This is a genomic window from Spiroplasma endosymbiont of Polydrusus pterygomalis (assembly GCF_964030825.1).
Taxonomy (GTDB): domain Bacteria; phylum Bacillota_I; class Bacilli_A; order Mycoplasmatales; family VBWQ01; genus Spiroplasma_E.
The window spans coordinates 759,089-775,440 of the sequence record NZ_OZ034964.1 but is presented as its reverse complement, the minus strand read 5'-3'; the positions used below and the strand labels follow the sequence as shown (position 1 = coordinate 775,440).

Below are 16,352 nucleotides of genomic sequence, written 5' to 3'. Positions count from 1 at the left end.
TATATATATATATATTAAAAATATAAAAAATAAATCCCTAATCATATGATTAGGGATTTATTACTTGTATTAAGTAATATATTTATATTATACCACAAATTATCATAAAATTTAAAAAGAGTTATAAAATATTCGGTTGGTATAAATTTTCCAAAAACTAAGAAAAAGATAGATATAAAATTCTATCTTTTTTAATTAGGTTAAAATTATTGTTAACTTTGCTTAGTTTAAGAAAATAACAGTAAAAACAACCAATTAAATTAATACTACATGGGATTTCTCAATTTTTCGCTAACAATTTTAAGATATTAAGGTTTTATTAAAATATTATTGCCTTACTAAAAATTTAGTTTTTTATTATATAATTATATCGTAAAAATAATTAAATATTTATCAGCAAAATTACTAACAAGGTAAAATTAGTTAGCATTAAATATTAATTACTTTAATTAATAAGTTTGAAAGTTAGGAAAAGATATTATGACAACACATGAAAAACAAAATGTCCAACAACAACAACTATTTTCTAAATTATGAGATATTTCTAATACGCTACGTGGGACAATGGAACCATCCGAATATAAAGAGTATATCTTAGGATTAATATTTTATCGTTATTTATCAGATAATGTCCAATCAATAATAGCAAAAGATTTAACAATGGAAGGGATTGATTATTGCACTGCTTTAACTAATGAAAAATATCGCAATGATTTTTTAGAAGTTTTATATGATAATGATAGTGCTGGATATTATATTGAACCAGAATATTTATGACAAGCAATAATTAAAAAAATTAATAGTGGAAAATTTGATATCTTCATCTTAAGAAAAGCATTTAACAAATTAATTGAATCAACAGTTGGTCATGCATCAGCAAAAGAATTCGAAAATTTATTTGATTCTGTTGATTTAGATTCTAGTAAATTGGGAAAAACAGAAACCGAGAAAAGTAACATCATTGCTAAAGTAATGTTAAAAATTAATGAAATTAATTTTGAAATTAACGATGCAGAAATTGATATTTTAGGTGATGCCTATGAATATTTAATTAGTAAATTTGCTTCTGAATCAGTAAAAGCAGCAGGTGAATTTTATACACCACAACCTGTTTCTAAATTATTAGCTAAATTAGTTAGTCAAGGAAAAACAGAAATTAAAACGGTTTATGATCCAACATGTGGTTCTGGTTCATTACTATTAAGAGTATATAAAGAATTAAAAATTGGTCATTTATATGGTCAAGAATTAAAAACCAATTCATATAATATCGCAAGAATGAATATGATGTTACATGGTTTAAAGTATAATAAATTTGATATTTATCATGGTGACACACTAGAAGATGATGGTTTTAAAGGACAAGAATTTGAAATAATTGTTGCCAATCCGCCATATAGTTCTCATTGATCGGCAAATCAAAAATTTTTAAGCGATGAAAGATTTAGTGCTTATGGTAAATTAGCACCAAAAACAAAAGCTGATTTTGCTTTTATTCAAAATATGATTTATAAATTAGCAGCTAATGGTGTCATGGCCGTTGTTATCCCACATGGAATTTTGTTTAGAGGTAATGCTGAATTAATTATTAGAAAATATATGATTGCTAAAAATTGAATTGATACTATTATTAGTTTACCAGCTAATATGTTTTATGGGACATCAATTCCAACTTGTATTATTGTAATGAAAAAATGGAAAAGTGATAATGCCATTTTGTTGATTGATGCTTCGAAAGAATTTGCCAAGCAAGGAAATAAAAATACTTTAACTGATGAAAATATTATTAAAATTATTAATGTTTTTAATAACAGAAAAACTATTGCTAAATTTTCTAATTTAGTTGCGATCGAAATAATTAAAGCAAATAATTATAACTTAAATATTGCTCGTTATATTGATAATACAGTAGAAAAAGAAATAATTAATATTAAAGAATTGCAAGATAAATTAATTACTAATGAACAAGCAATGCAAAAATTAAATGAAGAATTTAAGTTAATGTTAAAAGATTTGGTGATTAATAATGAATAAATCTCTGCTTCCCAAAATTAGATTTAAAGGATTTAATGGTGAATGAGTTTTAAAACAAATAAAAGCATTAGGAAATATTAAAACTGGTAAAACACCTTCTACAAAAAATGAAAAAAATTGATTAAATGATGTTCTTTGGATTACTATTCCCGATATGACAAAAAAATATTTAACAAATTCCAAAAAGAAAATTTCTTTAATGGCAAGTAAAAAAAACCCTGTAGTAAAAGAAAAATCAATTTTATTTTCATGCATAGGTACAATTGGAAATATTGGTATTACAACAACTATAACATCATTCAATCAACAAATTAATTCCATTTCTTCAATAAAAGATGTTGTTGAATATGTATATTATTTATTTCAATATAATACTGAAAAAATAAAATCTTATTCTTTGACACAAACACTTCCTATGATTAATAAAAATTATTTTGAAAATATTGAGATTTTTGTTTCACTTAATTACAAAGAACAAAATAAAATTGCTGATTTTTTTACTATTATTGATAAAAAAATAGAATTAGTTAAAGAACAGTTAAGTTTATTAGCAAAACAAAAACAATATTACTTAAATAATATGTTTGCAAATGAAAAAAGTTATCCCAAAATTAGATTTAAAGGATTTAATGATGAATGAGAAAATAAAAAAATAGGAGAAATATTAAATTATCAGCAACCTACAAAATTTATAATTAAAGATAAAATTGAAAATCAAGGAAAAATACCAGTATTAACAGCTAATAAATCATTTGTATTGGGTTATGTAAATGAAAAAAACATTTATGAAAACATACCAGTTATAATTTTTGATGATTTTACAATGGATATGAAATATGTTAATTTTAAATTTATGATTAAATCATCAGCAATTAAGATTTTAAAATCTAAAAATAATAATATTAATTTATTTTATGTTTTCAATTTATTAAAAAATTTAAAATTATTTTCTAGTGATCACAAAAGGTATTATATTTCATATGTAAGTGAAATTAATGTTTTATTTCCAAATATATATGAACAAACAAAAGTGGCACATTTTTTTACTATTATTGATAGGAAAATTAAATTAGTTAAAGAACAGTTAAGTTTATTAGCAAAACAAAAACAATATTACTTAAATTAGTTATTCAAATCAAGATGGCAAAAACGGTTATATTTTGTCTGGAAAAAAGAATAAAACAATAAAACCACCTTTTGATGATATTACAATTAAAGCATCCAGTTTGTGTTTTTAAAATATTCTAATCTCTTATCAATTATTCTTCATAATAAAATCTTGCTTCATTATTTTTTTAATGTAACTTCTGATATTTACACCATATTTTGTGTTAACTGATTCCTTGGTTTTTTACTTTTTCAAGTTCTAATAATTCTTTTTTACCTTCTTTTGCATTTTAGCAAAATGTATAATAATTTAAAATGAACATAACAGTAATCTAAAATAGTTAATTTTGTTTTTAACATTATGATTAAACAATATTAAAAATATCTTTAATAAAAGTATCAGTAATTTCTTTGATATTATTAATGTTATATTGTAATAATATCAAAGAACGCTTATTAACATTAACACAATCAACTTTAATACATAATAAATAGACATATTCTCTTTTAATATAAGTTGAAAGCAATATATAGTATTCTTTATCATTAAAATTTTTGCTATATGAATCATAATGTGCACATATGTCTCTAATAAATTTAATTGTTTTGTAAATATTGTCTATTTTATTATTTATTTTAAATTTATTTTGTTCAATTTTTGGAATTATTTTTATTTCTCAATCTAATAAATATGTTTCAGTTTCATTTCAGTCAGTGGTTATAGTTCATTTTTTTACTGTTAATTTGGGTAACTTTTTATTAAATACTTTTTCTAAAGAAAATAATAAATTACTTCAAATATGAATTGTATTTTCATCAAATGGCTTTTTTTCTGATATATCTAATGTAAATAAATTACTGTTAGCTTGAATTTTTAAATAGTCAATATCTGAAAAATTTTTACTTTTTTTAATTATTTTTAAAATATCATCAATATTTAAACCTGTTAATTTTTCAATATATCCTTCTTGATAATTCTTTTTAAAAAAATGCATTCCCAAATCAATATCTTGTTGATAAATAATTCAAATATCATTTTGACCATACTTGCTTTTATGTATTATTGAATCTGAAGGATAATATTGTTGATTTGGTGTACCATATAATTTTCCTGGAGCGTATCTTTTTTGTTTTAATTCTTTGCAATTAACATATCAATAGTTATTTTTTTTATCTCAATTTGCTTCATACATAAAATTTTTTATTTTATTTTTTCAATTATTATTAACAGTAATTTTTGTAACATTCTTATTTGTTGTAAATTTCATAATTTTTTTAGTTTTCAATTTTGTTCTCCTAAACACTTTTTTTCAAATAATTAATAATATAAAACTTTTATTATATATTATTAATATTAAAGTTTAGTATATAATGTATTTTTATCAAAATAACACCTATATATAAAAAGTATTTTTTATAATCAATATTTTTAACTTATCTTGTCATTGCTATTTCATCATTAGTAATAACATCTGTTGCTAATTTACTAATTACTAAATCAATGCCTTGTTTACTAATACTAGAAAATAAAATGATTGGCGTATTAGCACTAAGCTTTAAAGTTGATAATATTAGTTTTTTATTTTTCACTAGTTGACTATTTTTAACTTTATCAGTTTTAGTAGCAATTAAATGAATTTTTAAATGATAATGTTGTAAATACGTTAACATGGTAATATCATCTTTACTTGGTGGATGTCTTAAATCTAATAATAAAAATACTGCTTTTAAATTTTTTCGTGATTGAAAGTATTCAGCCATCATCGTTGCAAAGTCAATTTTTTTTTGATTTGATACTTTGGCAAAGCCATAACCTGGAACATCAACAAAGCGACAAATGTTATTATTAATTGTAAAAAAATTTAGCATTTGGGTTTTACCAGGTACTTGTGAAACTCTAGCTAACTTGCTATTATTACAAATTGTATTTAAAAATGTTGATTTGCCAACATTACTACGACCAACAAAACAAAACTCAGGAATATTATCCTGTGGTCATTGTTCTACTTTAACAGCACTTGTTAAAAACTGTGCTTGCTTAATTCGTTCCATTTTTCACCTCTTACTGCAAATATATTATATTATTTGATAAAAAACAATAAAACTAGCGAAATCTATAATAGCTAATCATCATTTGCCAAAAGTTATAATTTGGACGCATAAATTTTACGGATAGATTTTAAAATAAGTAAACAAAGAGACTACTAAAATCTATATTTGTATTATAATTGTAGCACTGATTAACTATAATTACAAGTGTTAAAATTAAAGTTTATAATATTATTAATAATTTAATTATAACAAAAATTCCTAAAGATAAATCTTTAAGTTTTTATTTTTTTAAAATTAAAAAATTAAATTCTATTATTTAAATAATTAATTTTTGCTATTAACATATTATTTAATGTTTTATAATTATAAGTTTTTGCACCTTTAGTTTGAGATTTAACTAAATGAAATATATCACTTTCAGCACTACAACCTATATTTCAACTAGCAGATTGATTAATAATACCTTGTTTATTATTTTTAAAAATTTTTAATATTTCTTTATTAACTTTTGTTTTAGTTAAAAACTCTATTAATTCATTATATTGACCATTACAAAAATAATTTAAAGAAATTTTATAATTATTTATTTTCTCAATATTACTAATTATTGTTCTTCATTTACTTTCTAAATTATATGCTTTTTTTAAATATGAAATTGCATGATATTTATCAAAAACATAATAAGCACCTAAATATTTTGCTAAATTTTTAATTCATCCAGCACCATCACCTGCTACCACTAATTTTGGATTATAAAAATCATAATATTTTATTAATCCTTTTCAAGTGCTTTCTACAGTAGGATTATTTTGATAAAAATCATGAGTAAATTTATAATTAAACATAAAATTATATTTTTTATTTAATAATTTATTACGATTTTTACTTATTTGTTTTTTACCAGTATTATATGAAATACTTCTAATTTTTTGTAATTCTCTTTTTTTATTTTTATTTCAAACTGGAACAAAACAATCATCAACATTAATATAAATATATTCATTATCTTTTACCTTAATTTTTTCTTGTGGTAATATTTCTTTAACTTTTATATTTTTAAAAATATTTGAAATAGTAGTTTTTGAAATATATATATTAAATTCATCTTGTATATTTTTATAAGATTTTTTTTGACCAATTTTATTAATAATTATATTTTTTATTTCATTAATAATACGTGAATAAGGTTTAATACCAACATAGATATCAGTAGGTACAAAAATATTACCATTATATTTATTTTTATATATTCTTCTAGAGTATGTTAATACACCATATTCAGTTAATACAGTTCTCTTTCTAATTTTAGAAACTTTAAAGTATTTTTTATTATGATAATTTTTAAAATAATTATTATCATAATTAATATATTTAATTTTTAATTTATTTAATAAATATTTATTACTCAATTCTTTAAAATTTACATAATTAAAAGTCAAAATCTCACTCCATTTCTTTTTTAAATCTATGTTAGCATTTATAATGCTAACATAAAATGATATAATTTATTTATAATATTTATAAATAAGGAGTAATATCATGCCAGCAAAACGTAAAGAATTAGGAGATTACGATACAAAAATAAGTAATTATTTAAGAACTCAAAAAAAAATCTTAACTCCACAAGGTTTAAATAATGCACTTGATATCGATAGAAAATTTGTATATGATTGCCGACGCAGAAGTAGTCCATGACAACGTAAATTTTTAAAAAGTTATGATAAAGCACGTGCCGAAATTTCTACTCATATGTTAGAAAAAGCACTTGTTAAACCAGAGATAATTTATCAACATTGACGACTATCTCATCCTAATGATTTTGATTTACCAAATATTGAAACCCAAGAAGCAAATAGTAATATTATTATTAATTTACCCAGTATAAGGAAAATTGACAATGACAGTAATGAATAACGAATTTACTTATTTATATGAAATAGTTTATTGATTATTAGATGAAGTTGATTTTACACATGATGAATATAATTTAAGTGGAAGTAGATACTCAGGTAAGACATTTAGTGTCGCAATGATATTACCTATATTATTTGCCATTGCTCTTAAAAAAAATAAAAAAGTTGCGATATATGGTTTTCAAAAATTAAATAAAGATATTAATGATTTAGTTAAAGAAGTATATGAATCATTTATTTCTGCTGGATTTCAAGATTATACAGATTTTAATTTAAAATATCCAAATAAACAAGCAGATTTTAGATTTAAAGGGACAAAGTCATTTATTAGAGTTATGGGTGTTTATTCTAATTCTAATGATAGAATACCACTTAAAGGTCTTTCTAGAAGTGAAATAAAAGGATTTGATTTAATAATAGAATGAGAAGAAGAAGCAAATGAATTAACACAACAAGAATTTCAAGCAATTACTTTTGCTATTGGTAATGCTAAAAAAAGAATTAAAATAACAACTTGTAATCCAGATAATATATATCAATATCATATTGAATATATGAATAATCGTGTACCTTATAATTTAGAAATTATGAAAAAAAATAATGAACAAATAAAATCAATAATTGAAAATAATATATTAAAATTATTTCATTATTCAAATTGAAAATTAAATAAACAATATTTATCAGAAAATATAATTAATAATTTAGCAGAATTAAAAGTATTAGATCCAATAAAAGCACAATCTTGATATGATGGTGTCCCTAGTGTATTAACTGGTGCTATCTTTGCCAGAATATTAAATTTAGTTAAAACACAATTAGATTTTCAACCCTATTATTTTCGTGCTGGTTTAGATATTGGTATGGCAACTAGTATAACTGGTCATCCAACAAGTGCTCATATTGGTTTTTTAAATCAAACAAAAACAAAAGCACATGTCTATAAAGAATATTTTCATTCCAATGCAAGCTTTGCAGGTCAACATGCCATGCAATATAAAGATACTTTTCAATTAGCTCATGAAATAATTAATTTTTATCTTAATGTAGCTTATGAATTCCCAAGAATGAAGCAAACAAGATTAATAGTTACTACTGATTATGGTAATGGTGGACAAGCATTTATTGATGTAGCAAATAAAATACTTAAAGATAAATATATTACTTGATTATCATTTAATGCTGTTATTAAAGAAAATTATTATATAAGAGACCGTATTGATTGATTAACTGCTGTTTTAATTAAAGGAATAGTAAGTATTGATTGAAATAATTGTCCTAATACAAAAAGACAATTAGGTTTAATCCAATGATTAGCAAAACCAAAACTTGAAAATAATAATAATCAACCACAAATGTTAGATTTACATGATGATACTTTTGATAGTATTTGTTATATGTTTATGTCTGAGATGAGAGCGTTACAAAGTAGTATAGGAAATGATTTATTAATAGCAAAGAAAAGGAGTGAATTAGAAAATGGATTTATATAATACTAATTTTTATTTAGCAGATAAAAGAAATTGATATTTAGATATACCAAGAATTATTGCACAAAAAAGTACACGTTTAGTTCTTGGTAAAGGATTATTATTACAAAGTGAAGATGAAAAATTATTAAATGATTGAAATAATTTTTATTATAAAGATAAATGATTTGAAAAATTAGCAAAATTTCTTATTAAAAATAGTTTATTAGGGAGATGTGTTTTATTTTGAATGTTAAATAAAGATGGTTCAATATCATTAACAGTACCAAGTCCTAGTTTTATAAATCGCGTAGCAAAAATTAATGAACAAGAACAATCAGCAGAATTATTTTTTACAAATGTCCAAGCAGATAATCAAACTTTGACATGAATTACTATTACGCCACAAATAGTAAATGTAAAAATATTTAATGCAATTGATAAAGAAATTATCTTAGGTACAACTCATTCGAAAGTTATGCCAGAAAATGAACCAGATTTAGAATATAATTTAAAAAATCCATTTGGTTTTTTACCAATAGTAGAAATAACAAATTTACCAAATCCTTTATTATTTGGTCAATCAACTACATTTAATGGTTATCCAGATTGTATGCCAGTAGCAGATTTAATTAATGATGTCAATCATATTATTAAACAAAAAAGAAAAGAACGAGTATTAAATCAAACTCGTATTTATGGTAAAGTTTCAAATGAAAAATTATTAGATTTATTAATGGGTAAAAGTGATATATCAGAATTTATAGCAGATGCTTTTATTGAAGTTAGTAGTATGGATTATGATACTGTTGGTAAAGGTGGTGTCCAAGTAGTACAAGGTGCTCCTAAATTTAGTGAATACTTTATAGATTATAATGGCACAATGAAAAGTATATATAATGGTGCTGGTTATGATTATGAAGAATTTAGTGGTGTTAATTATGAAAATAAAACTAAATCATTAATGAATAATAAATTAGATATGGAAACAACAGAATTTAAAATTGCTCATTATAAACCTTATATCCAAAGATTAATTGATATCTGAATGATACATAATAAATATTGAGATGGCAAGAAAGAAAGACCTTATTCTTTTGATTTTTTACCGATTGCCATGACTGACCAATTACAACAAAAAGAATTATTACAATTTCAATTAGATTATGGATTAATTGCCAGACATGAAGCTATTGGTCAAATTAGACATGTTAATAATTTACAAGCAAAAAGTATCGTTAAAGAAATTGATAAAGAACAAGAAAAAGATATGAAAAGGTTAGGTGATAATAATGGCAATGATGAACAACGCAATTTGAAAGATAACAGCAAGACAAGCACATCTGGCGTTAAAATTACAACAAGCAAAAATTAAAACTTGTTCACAATGAAAAATATTTCCATTTACCATTAATAATGGTGTAATTCCTGTAACTGAAACTGGATATAAATCTATTAATAGTAAAATTACTGATTTTGGACAATATGAATTAATATTAACTGGTAATACTCCAGTAGTAGTTATTTGAAAAAATAGTACGAAAATATATCAAAAAAATAAAGGTATAATCGACCCAAATACTAATAAAATTACTGGACAAGATGAATTTTATACAAAACAATATAACATTGGTGATTATTGAAATGCTTATCTTATCGAAGATAATAGTGGCGTTGATTTTAATAATTTAACTGGTCAAACTATATTTAAAACTATTAGTACTAAAAGACAATATACATTAGTAATGTTTGAAGAACAAATTACAGTTGATGATTATTTACAATTTTTTACTGTTTTTAATAATAAAAATGAAAATATAGGTGGTAAAGATAAAAATCAAGATCGACAATTATTATATATTTCAAATGTAACAAATTATTATAGTCCATATAATCAAGCATTTAGTATGCAAGTTATCACATTTAGTAGTATTAATGATAACTTACAAGCTAGTGGACAAACTACATTAGGATTTATTAATTATGGTAGTCCTGGTAGTGGTTATGCTTTTCCTACTATTGAAAATGGTATAGTTACTTTAAATCGTACTTTAATGCGTGATATCGGAGTAAGATATAGTCACCGACAAAGTTATGGCTTAGAATTATTAGCAAGTTGTTATTATTATGGTAGACCAATCATACAAGGACAAGAACCTATACAACAAGGAACAAAAGAAATATTTGAAAGTAAAGTATTTGCTTCAAGAAGATTATTTATTGCTGGTAATAATGACCATTCGACAACTAATATTAAAAATAATGGTGGTTTATTTGCTGGTATTAATGATCAAATAACTACTAGTAGTCATCCCGAAACAACATTTTATAATATCATGGATGCAAGACCTACTGGATATACTAATTTTAAAGATTGAACAAAATGACTAACTACTAAATTAAATATCCAAACAAATTTATTTGTCACAAAAGATTTTAAAGGTATGTTAGCATTTGATAAAGATAAAGCAATTAAAAGTAATGGTACAGCAATTGGTGAAGCAAAAATGTTTTGAGATAGTGAATGAAATATCAATAATTTAAAAGGTGAATATAATGTAGATATGTCTAGTAATTTTAAATATAAAGATCCAGATACTAATTTAATTATTGGTTCACCAACAGTTGATTATAGTAAAATAAGTCAAAAATATATGTCTGCTATTTTAAATTTTAATAGTGTAGTATTTAGTCCCTTAGTACAAATGCCCTATGATAGTAATCAATGATTACCATTTGCTTTATCAAGTATTCCATTAGTAGGTAAATTATTAAATTCTTTAACTTTAGGGATACCAGTAGGATTTATTATTACTCAAAATTCACAACAATATAAAAAAATGTTATATTTTAATGGTTTTATGTCTGCTTTTTTTGCTTCTAATTTAGAAAGTATTATTGGTAATGGTGGTTTAATTCCATTAAATACCTTTACTAATGATAGTGATTTTGCTATTGGTAAAATGTTAGGTGCTAATGTTTCTACCACGGCGATGTTAATGAAATTAACTGATAGAATTAGTGTCTATCCATGAAATGCCAAAACTGGTGAAAAATTAACTACAAAAGAACAAATTAGTACTGTTGATTTATCACAAAAGAAAAATGATAAAGTTTATATCTTAGCAGAAGATACAGAATTTTTAGATATCGCTTCACCATTAACTAATGAAGATAAAGCAACACAATGAAATCCTACAAGTAATGGTGTTATAGATGGTGCTAATTATGCTTATATTATTGATACAATAATAACGCAATCACTTCATCAAGGTGAAGAAATACATACATTTTATAGTGATAATCCATATACTTATCAAGGTGATTATAATGAAATATCAATTGCACAATATCGATATAAAAATACTGGTTCATTAACTAGTAATGCTTTTAATTGATTAACTCAATATAAAACTAATCATGATGAATATAGTGAAACAGAAAAAACAACATTTAATTATCCAGCATGTATATTACCACCAAGTCCACAAAATATAGCAAAAAAAATTATTATTAATCCAGATTTAAAAATAGAAATGATAGCAAATAATATCGATTTAACCATTGATACTAGTTCTAAAACAGTAAATAATACTGATGAATGATTAAAAAATAATTCAAATAAATTAGTTAATTATGAAGTTGATTTAAAATCATTATTAGACCCTACATTATTAATTAATACTTTTAATGATTTACAACGTTATTATAAAAGTATAACAATTTATTATGATTATGATATTGAAACAAAAGAAGAAATTCATAATAATTCTATTGCAGGTTTATTTGGAGACTGATATACTAATTTTTCTGTAAATGAAAATTTTTTTAATCCAAAAAAACAAAATGGATTTAAAGAAATATTGTTAAAAGATTTAATTTTTACAGAATATAAACCAATAAATGGCTTATTTATTGCTGGTTGAAGTCCTAATATTTATGGAAAACAATTAATACATTTAGAAAGTGAAAGTGGGATATCATCGGCTTATGGTTATACAAGTAATAATTATATTTTAAATAGTTATAAATTTGCTATAAATGATAATGGTAATATTGGTGGTTGAAATATTAAATATGAAAATAATAAAGCACTAGGTTTTTGTATAGTAGATAATAAAAATTTTAAATGAGATTTTTATTTACAAGCAACATTAGGAAAAATTGAAAATGTATGATATGTTAGAGAAAAAATGAGCGAAGATAATAAAGCATACGCTAAAATTTATATTAATAGTATTAAAGCAAATATATATAAAATAACACTAAATATAAGATAATTGTTATTATTAATATAACTTAGTTAAATTAAGTTTTAATTAAGTTTTAGTATAATTAATATAAAGGGGGGTTAAATTATGGATACAGAAAATGTTAACATTCATGAAATAAAAAAAGAAAAATTTATTGATAAAATTTATAATAATAAATTTGCTTTAACTACTATTGTTATAATATCGACAATAGTTTTAATGATAACTGTTGCTTTTTTAATTACTGCATTTACTGTATGAAAATAATATTACCATATAATCTTAAATATTAATGTATATAAAATACTTACCTAATGGGTTAAATAGGGTAAGTTATAGATGTTTTATTATTTATTAGTTATAAATTTATAATTAGGTGTTAACCTAATTAAAAAGTTACCTTATGGTAACTTTTTTAATTCTTCATTTATTATTTTTAAATACATTGGAGAAATATATTTACAATTCAAAGCACTTTTTAGTATTAATGGTATGTATTTAATTTCAAATATTTCATTATAAGTGACTCCTTGATAATCTTTTCATATATCTGCAATATTAACAATATGTATATCACTATATTTTCTATCAAATCTTATATATGAAACTTTATCTAATTCTTTTATATCTAATTCTTTTGTATCAATTTCTACATAATATTTTTCATATTTTTCTGGTATTTTAGTAGTTATTCTAATAAAAATAATATTATTTTCATCAATTTTAATTAATGGACATAAATAAGATTTTTTATTTTTTAATATTTTTTTATTATCATAAAAAAGATAAAAATTTGTACCATTAATATTTATCATTTTTATAACAACTTTCTTCATAAAAATTAATTATTTCTTTTTTTTCTTCTTCATCTTCATTATCAAACTTTATATCTAAATAAAAATTCATTTTATTTTGTTTTTTAGTTTTTCTTTTATCTCAAAAAAATTGTCAAGACCTACTTTTTTCATGAATAATATTACTAAGTTCTTTAACTGTTTTATTATCTTCCAAAATAAAATCTGTTATTTCAATTAATATTTTTTTATCAATTTCAGAAAAATAATCTCAATTAAAATATTTTTTATAATCATTATTATTTTTTAAAGAAAATATAATTTTATTATCAAGTGTTTTTTTATAATCAAAATATAAAAATGTATTATTATATTCATCAACATATTTCATAAAACTATATGGAACTGAACCTCATTCTCAAGCAACAAAATCCATCATAAAAAAATGATTAGCATATTTTTGCGTTGCTCTTAACTCTAAAAAAGAAATAAATTTATAAATAATTGTTTTATAAATTTTTTTACTTTTTTCGTTTGCTTCTCCTAATAAATATAATATTGCCATTTCTATTTTAGTAGCTTCAATTAATGGAATACTTAAAAATTCTGCTAAGTTTTTTTTATTTATTTTATTTTCCATTTTTATCACCTATTTTTTGTTTTAATAATTACTTTATTATTAATAATACTATAATTATAAACTAAACTAAAAAAAAGATAAGTATTCGTTCCATTATACTTATCTTTTTTATTTTACACAAAAATGTCAGTGGACTAAAACTTATATAATAATTTATTTTTTTATAAATAAAGTATATAATGATTTATTTTTTTATGCAATAGTTATTTATAAAAATTATAAATAATGTTATAATATATATGAAAACAGCATGACTATTTGCTTAATAATAGATTATTAAAAGGAGTTTAAAATGGAAAATTTTAATTATAATAAAAAAGATAATTATACTCAAGAAGAATTTGATACTTTATTAGAACAACACCGAAATTTTGTTTTTAAAGAAGTTAAAAAAGAATTTGAGCCAAAAATAAGAGAGTATGAAGAAAAATCATTATTTAATGGTTTAAATGAAAAACAAGTAACTCTTGCTAAATCATTATTGCCAAATTATAAAGATTTATCAAAATCAGAGGCATTAAATAAAATTAAAAATGAATATGTAGAGATTTTTAAAAATTCTGATAATTCTAATAATCAAGAAGATAAAACACAATATTTTAATTTTGCTGATTTATTAAAATTAGATGAAGTTAATAAATTACAACAAGAAAAAAGTTTAAGTGAAAAGGCTAAAACTACTGGTATTACTAATCCAGAAGAATTAAAGGAATTTGCAAAACAATTATTCTCTACTATAAAGTAAGGAGAATAAAATATGGCAACAACATATATTGACCCAGTAAGAGCATTAACTATTGGTGGTAATAGTAAAACTGAAAATGCTATTTTAAGTATTGCTGAAGCACAAGTTAGAGGAGTACTTAATAATGATGCTAATACTATGTTTTTTAGAACATCAGCAATTGCTGATCAAATAGCAACATTAAATGGTATAGGTACTGCTATTTTTCGGATTGCTGAACGTATTACTTGAGGTAGTGATTATGACCCGATTACTGGTGCAGTTAATCAATGAACACAAGCAAAATCAACAACAGTATATATGGATCAAAAATTAACTTTAAAATGAAGAGTTGAAGAGTTTGATATGGAAAGATTTTTAGCAAGTGATCCAAATATTAGAGCAACATTAATTGCTGAATGAAGTTCTTCAATGATTAAATCTTATTTATTTGTTATGGAAGCAATTTTTTTAACTGGTATTAAAGATTATTGTATTGCTAAATCACAAGTATTACCTATTAATTTACTTAATTTAACACCAGATAGTGCATTAGAAGCATTTTATATAATTGGTAATAAAAATAATAATTTAATTAAAAAAGTAACTAAAGCAGAAGTTGGAGTTAATTTAACAGATATTAAAGGTGCAGTTGGTTTTACAAGTTATTTACAATTTACAAAAATATTTCAAAAATTAAATTATGCTGCAATTGCTGCTGATACTGTAGTAACTGGACAATTATATAAAGATAGTATTTTTGGTACTGATTTAATGAAATCATTTTATTTAGAACAAATATTTCAACATGGTACAGAAACAGGTTTACATTTACAAAAAACATTTGATTTACGAAAAATGTTTAGTGCCTTTATTCATAAAAATGCTGTTGCTATGCCGACAAGTTTTCAATCTATTCGACAAGTAATTGATAACGAAACTGGTAATTTAAAATGAATTTGTAAAGCATTATATAGTGTTCCAACAATGATTAGAGGACATTTACAATATATTATTCAAGCAATTATGCCTACAATAGCAGAAATAACACAAGCACAAAATTTAGAATATTCAAAAGTTCAAGATAAATCTACTGCAACTTATAAAATTGCTGATTTTGATAATTTTATAATTGATTTAGAAAATTTAATTTATATTACTGATTTAGGAAAAATTACTATTACTGGAGATAAAATTACTTTACAAGAATTAGAAAATGCTATTAAGTCTAAAAATTTATCATATACAACTGGTCATGTCGATATTACTGAAATTACAAATACAAGTGCAACTATTACTGCAAAAGATAAAGATACTTTATATAAAGGTTTTGTAGTCATTAATTATGAAGCAGTAAAGGCTTAAT

Annotated in this window: 14 protein-coding genes; 9 read left to right on the top strand and 5 right to left on the bottom strand. The window is 22.2% G+C overall.

The features are described from left to right. The first annotated feature begins 480 nt into the window (after window positions 1–480). Window positions 481–2,034: a type I restriction-modification system subunit M gene (locus tag ACQH25_RS03865; RefSeq protein WP_425380776.1), complete on the top strand. Its 1,554-nt coding sequence runs from the start codon at window positions 481–483 to the stop codon at window positions 2,032–2,034. Continuing rightward, window positions 2,027–3,160 carry a restriction endonuclease subunit S gene (locus tag ACQH25_RS03860; protein WP_425380775.1) on the top strand — a complete coding sequence of 378 codons (1,134 nt, stop codon included), beginning with the start codon at window positions 2,027–2,029 and terminating at the stop codon, window positions 3,158–3,160. The genes ACQH25_RS03865 and ACQH25_RS03860 overlap by 8 nt, the downstream gene beginning before the upstream one ends. A 346-nt stretch (window positions 3,161–3,506) precedes the next feature. Here the strand turns inward: ACQH25_RS03860 and ACQH25_RS03855 are convergent, their stop codons facing one another. The 3 genes from ACQH25_RS03855 to ACQH25_RS03845 all read right to left on the bottom strand — a co-directional run bounded on the left by ACQH25_RS03855 (window position 3,507) and on the right by ACQH25_RS03845 (window position 6,632). Further along, on the bottom strand, window positions 3,507–4,427 hold the full coding sequence (locus ACQH25_RS03855) for a hypothetical protein (protein ID WP_425380774.1): 921 nt from the start codon (window positions 4,425–4,427) through the stop codon (window positions 3,507–3,509). Window positions 4,428–4,575: 148 nt separating this feature from the next. After that, window positions 4,576–5,193: a ribosome biogenesis GTP-binding protein YihA/YsxC gene (yihA, locus tag ACQH25_RS03850; protein ID WP_425380773.1), complete on the bottom strand. Its 618-nt coding sequence runs from the start codon at window positions 5,191–5,193 to the stop codon at window positions 4,576–4,578. A 302-nt stretch (window positions 5,194–5,495) separates the two neighbouring features. Continuing rightward, on the bottom strand, window positions 5,496–6,632 hold the full coding sequence (locus ACQH25_RS03845; protein ID WP_425380772.1) for an Mbov_0401 family ICE element transposase-like protein: 1,137 nt from the start codon (window positions 6,630–6,632) through the stop codon (window positions 5,496–5,498). A 100-nt stretch (window positions 6,633–6,732) separates the two neighbouring features. Between ACQH25_RS03845 and ACQH25_RS03840 the strand changes: the two genes are divergently transcribed. The 5 genes from ACQH25_RS03840 (at window position 6,733) to ACQH25_RS03820 (ending at window position 13,095) form a co-directional block, all read left to right on the top strand. After that, a complete protein-coding gene (locus ACQH25_RS03840) occupies window positions 6,733–7,107 on the top strand; it encodes a hypothetical protein (RefSeq protein ID WP_425380771.1) in 375 nt (124 codons plus the stop codon). After that, the gene (locus ACQH25_RS03835; RefSeq protein WP_425380770.1) at window positions 7,091–8,599 is read left to right on the top strand and encodes a hypothetical protein; all 1,509 of its coding nucleotides are present in this window, start codon (window positions 7,091–7,093) and stop codon (window positions 8,597–8,599) included. The genes ACQH25_RS03840 and ACQH25_RS03835 overlap by 17 nt, the downstream gene beginning before the upstream one ends. Further along, a complete protein-coding gene (locus tag ACQH25_RS03830) occupies window positions 8,586–9,950 on the top strand; it encodes a phage portal protein (RefSeq protein WP_425380769.1) in 1,365 nt (454 codons plus the stop codon). The genes ACQH25_RS03835 and ACQH25_RS03830 overlap by 14 nt, the downstream gene beginning before the upstream one ends. After that, window positions 9,868–12,855: a hypothetical protein gene (locus ACQH25_RS03825; RefSeq protein WP_425380768.1), complete on the top strand. Its 2,988-nt coding sequence runs from the start codon at window positions 9,868–9,870 to the stop codon at window positions 12,853–12,855. The genes ACQH25_RS03830 and ACQH25_RS03825 overlap by 83 nt, the downstream gene beginning before the upstream one ends. Window positions 12,856–12,933: 78 nt before the next feature. Then, entirely contained in the window at window positions 12,934–13,095 is a 162-nt protein-coding gene (locus ACQH25_RS03820; RefSeq protein WP_425380767.1) for a hypothetical protein, read from the top strand. A gap of 134 nt (window positions 13,096–13,229) precedes the next feature. Here the strand turns inward: ACQH25_RS03820 and ACQH25_RS03815 are convergent, their stop codons facing one another. Further along, a complete protein-coding gene (locus tag ACQH25_RS03815) occupies window positions 13,230–13,643 on the bottom strand; it encodes a hypothetical protein (protein ID WP_425380766.1) in 414 nt (137 codons plus the stop codon). Continuing rightward, the gene (locus ACQH25_RS03810) at window positions 13,630–14,262 is read right to left on the bottom strand and encodes a type II toxin-antitoxin system antitoxin SocA domain-containing protein (protein ID WP_425380765.1); all 633 of its coding nucleotides are present in this window, start codon (window positions 14,260–14,262) and stop codon (window positions 13,630–13,632) included. The genes ACQH25_RS03815 and ACQH25_RS03810 overlap by 14 nt, the downstream gene beginning before the upstream one ends. 292 nt (window positions 14,263–14,554) lie before the next feature. On the opposite strand from ACQH25_RS03810, the gene ACQH25_RS03805 reads away from it, so the two are divergent. Both ACQH25_RS03805 and ACQH25_RS03800 read left to right on the top strand, forming a co-directional pair. Beyond that, window positions 14,555–15,007, top strand: a complete 453-nt coding sequence (locus ACQH25_RS03805; RefSeq protein WP_425380764.1) for a hypothetical protein — start codon at window positions 14,555–14,557, stop codon at window positions 15,005–15,007. 12 nt (window positions 15,008–15,019) lie between these two features. Next, entirely contained in the window at window positions 15,020–16,351 is a 1,332-nt protein-coding gene (locus tag ACQH25_RS03800; protein ID WP_425380763.1) for a hypothetical protein, read from the top strand. Window position 16,352: the final 1 nt, after the last annotated feature.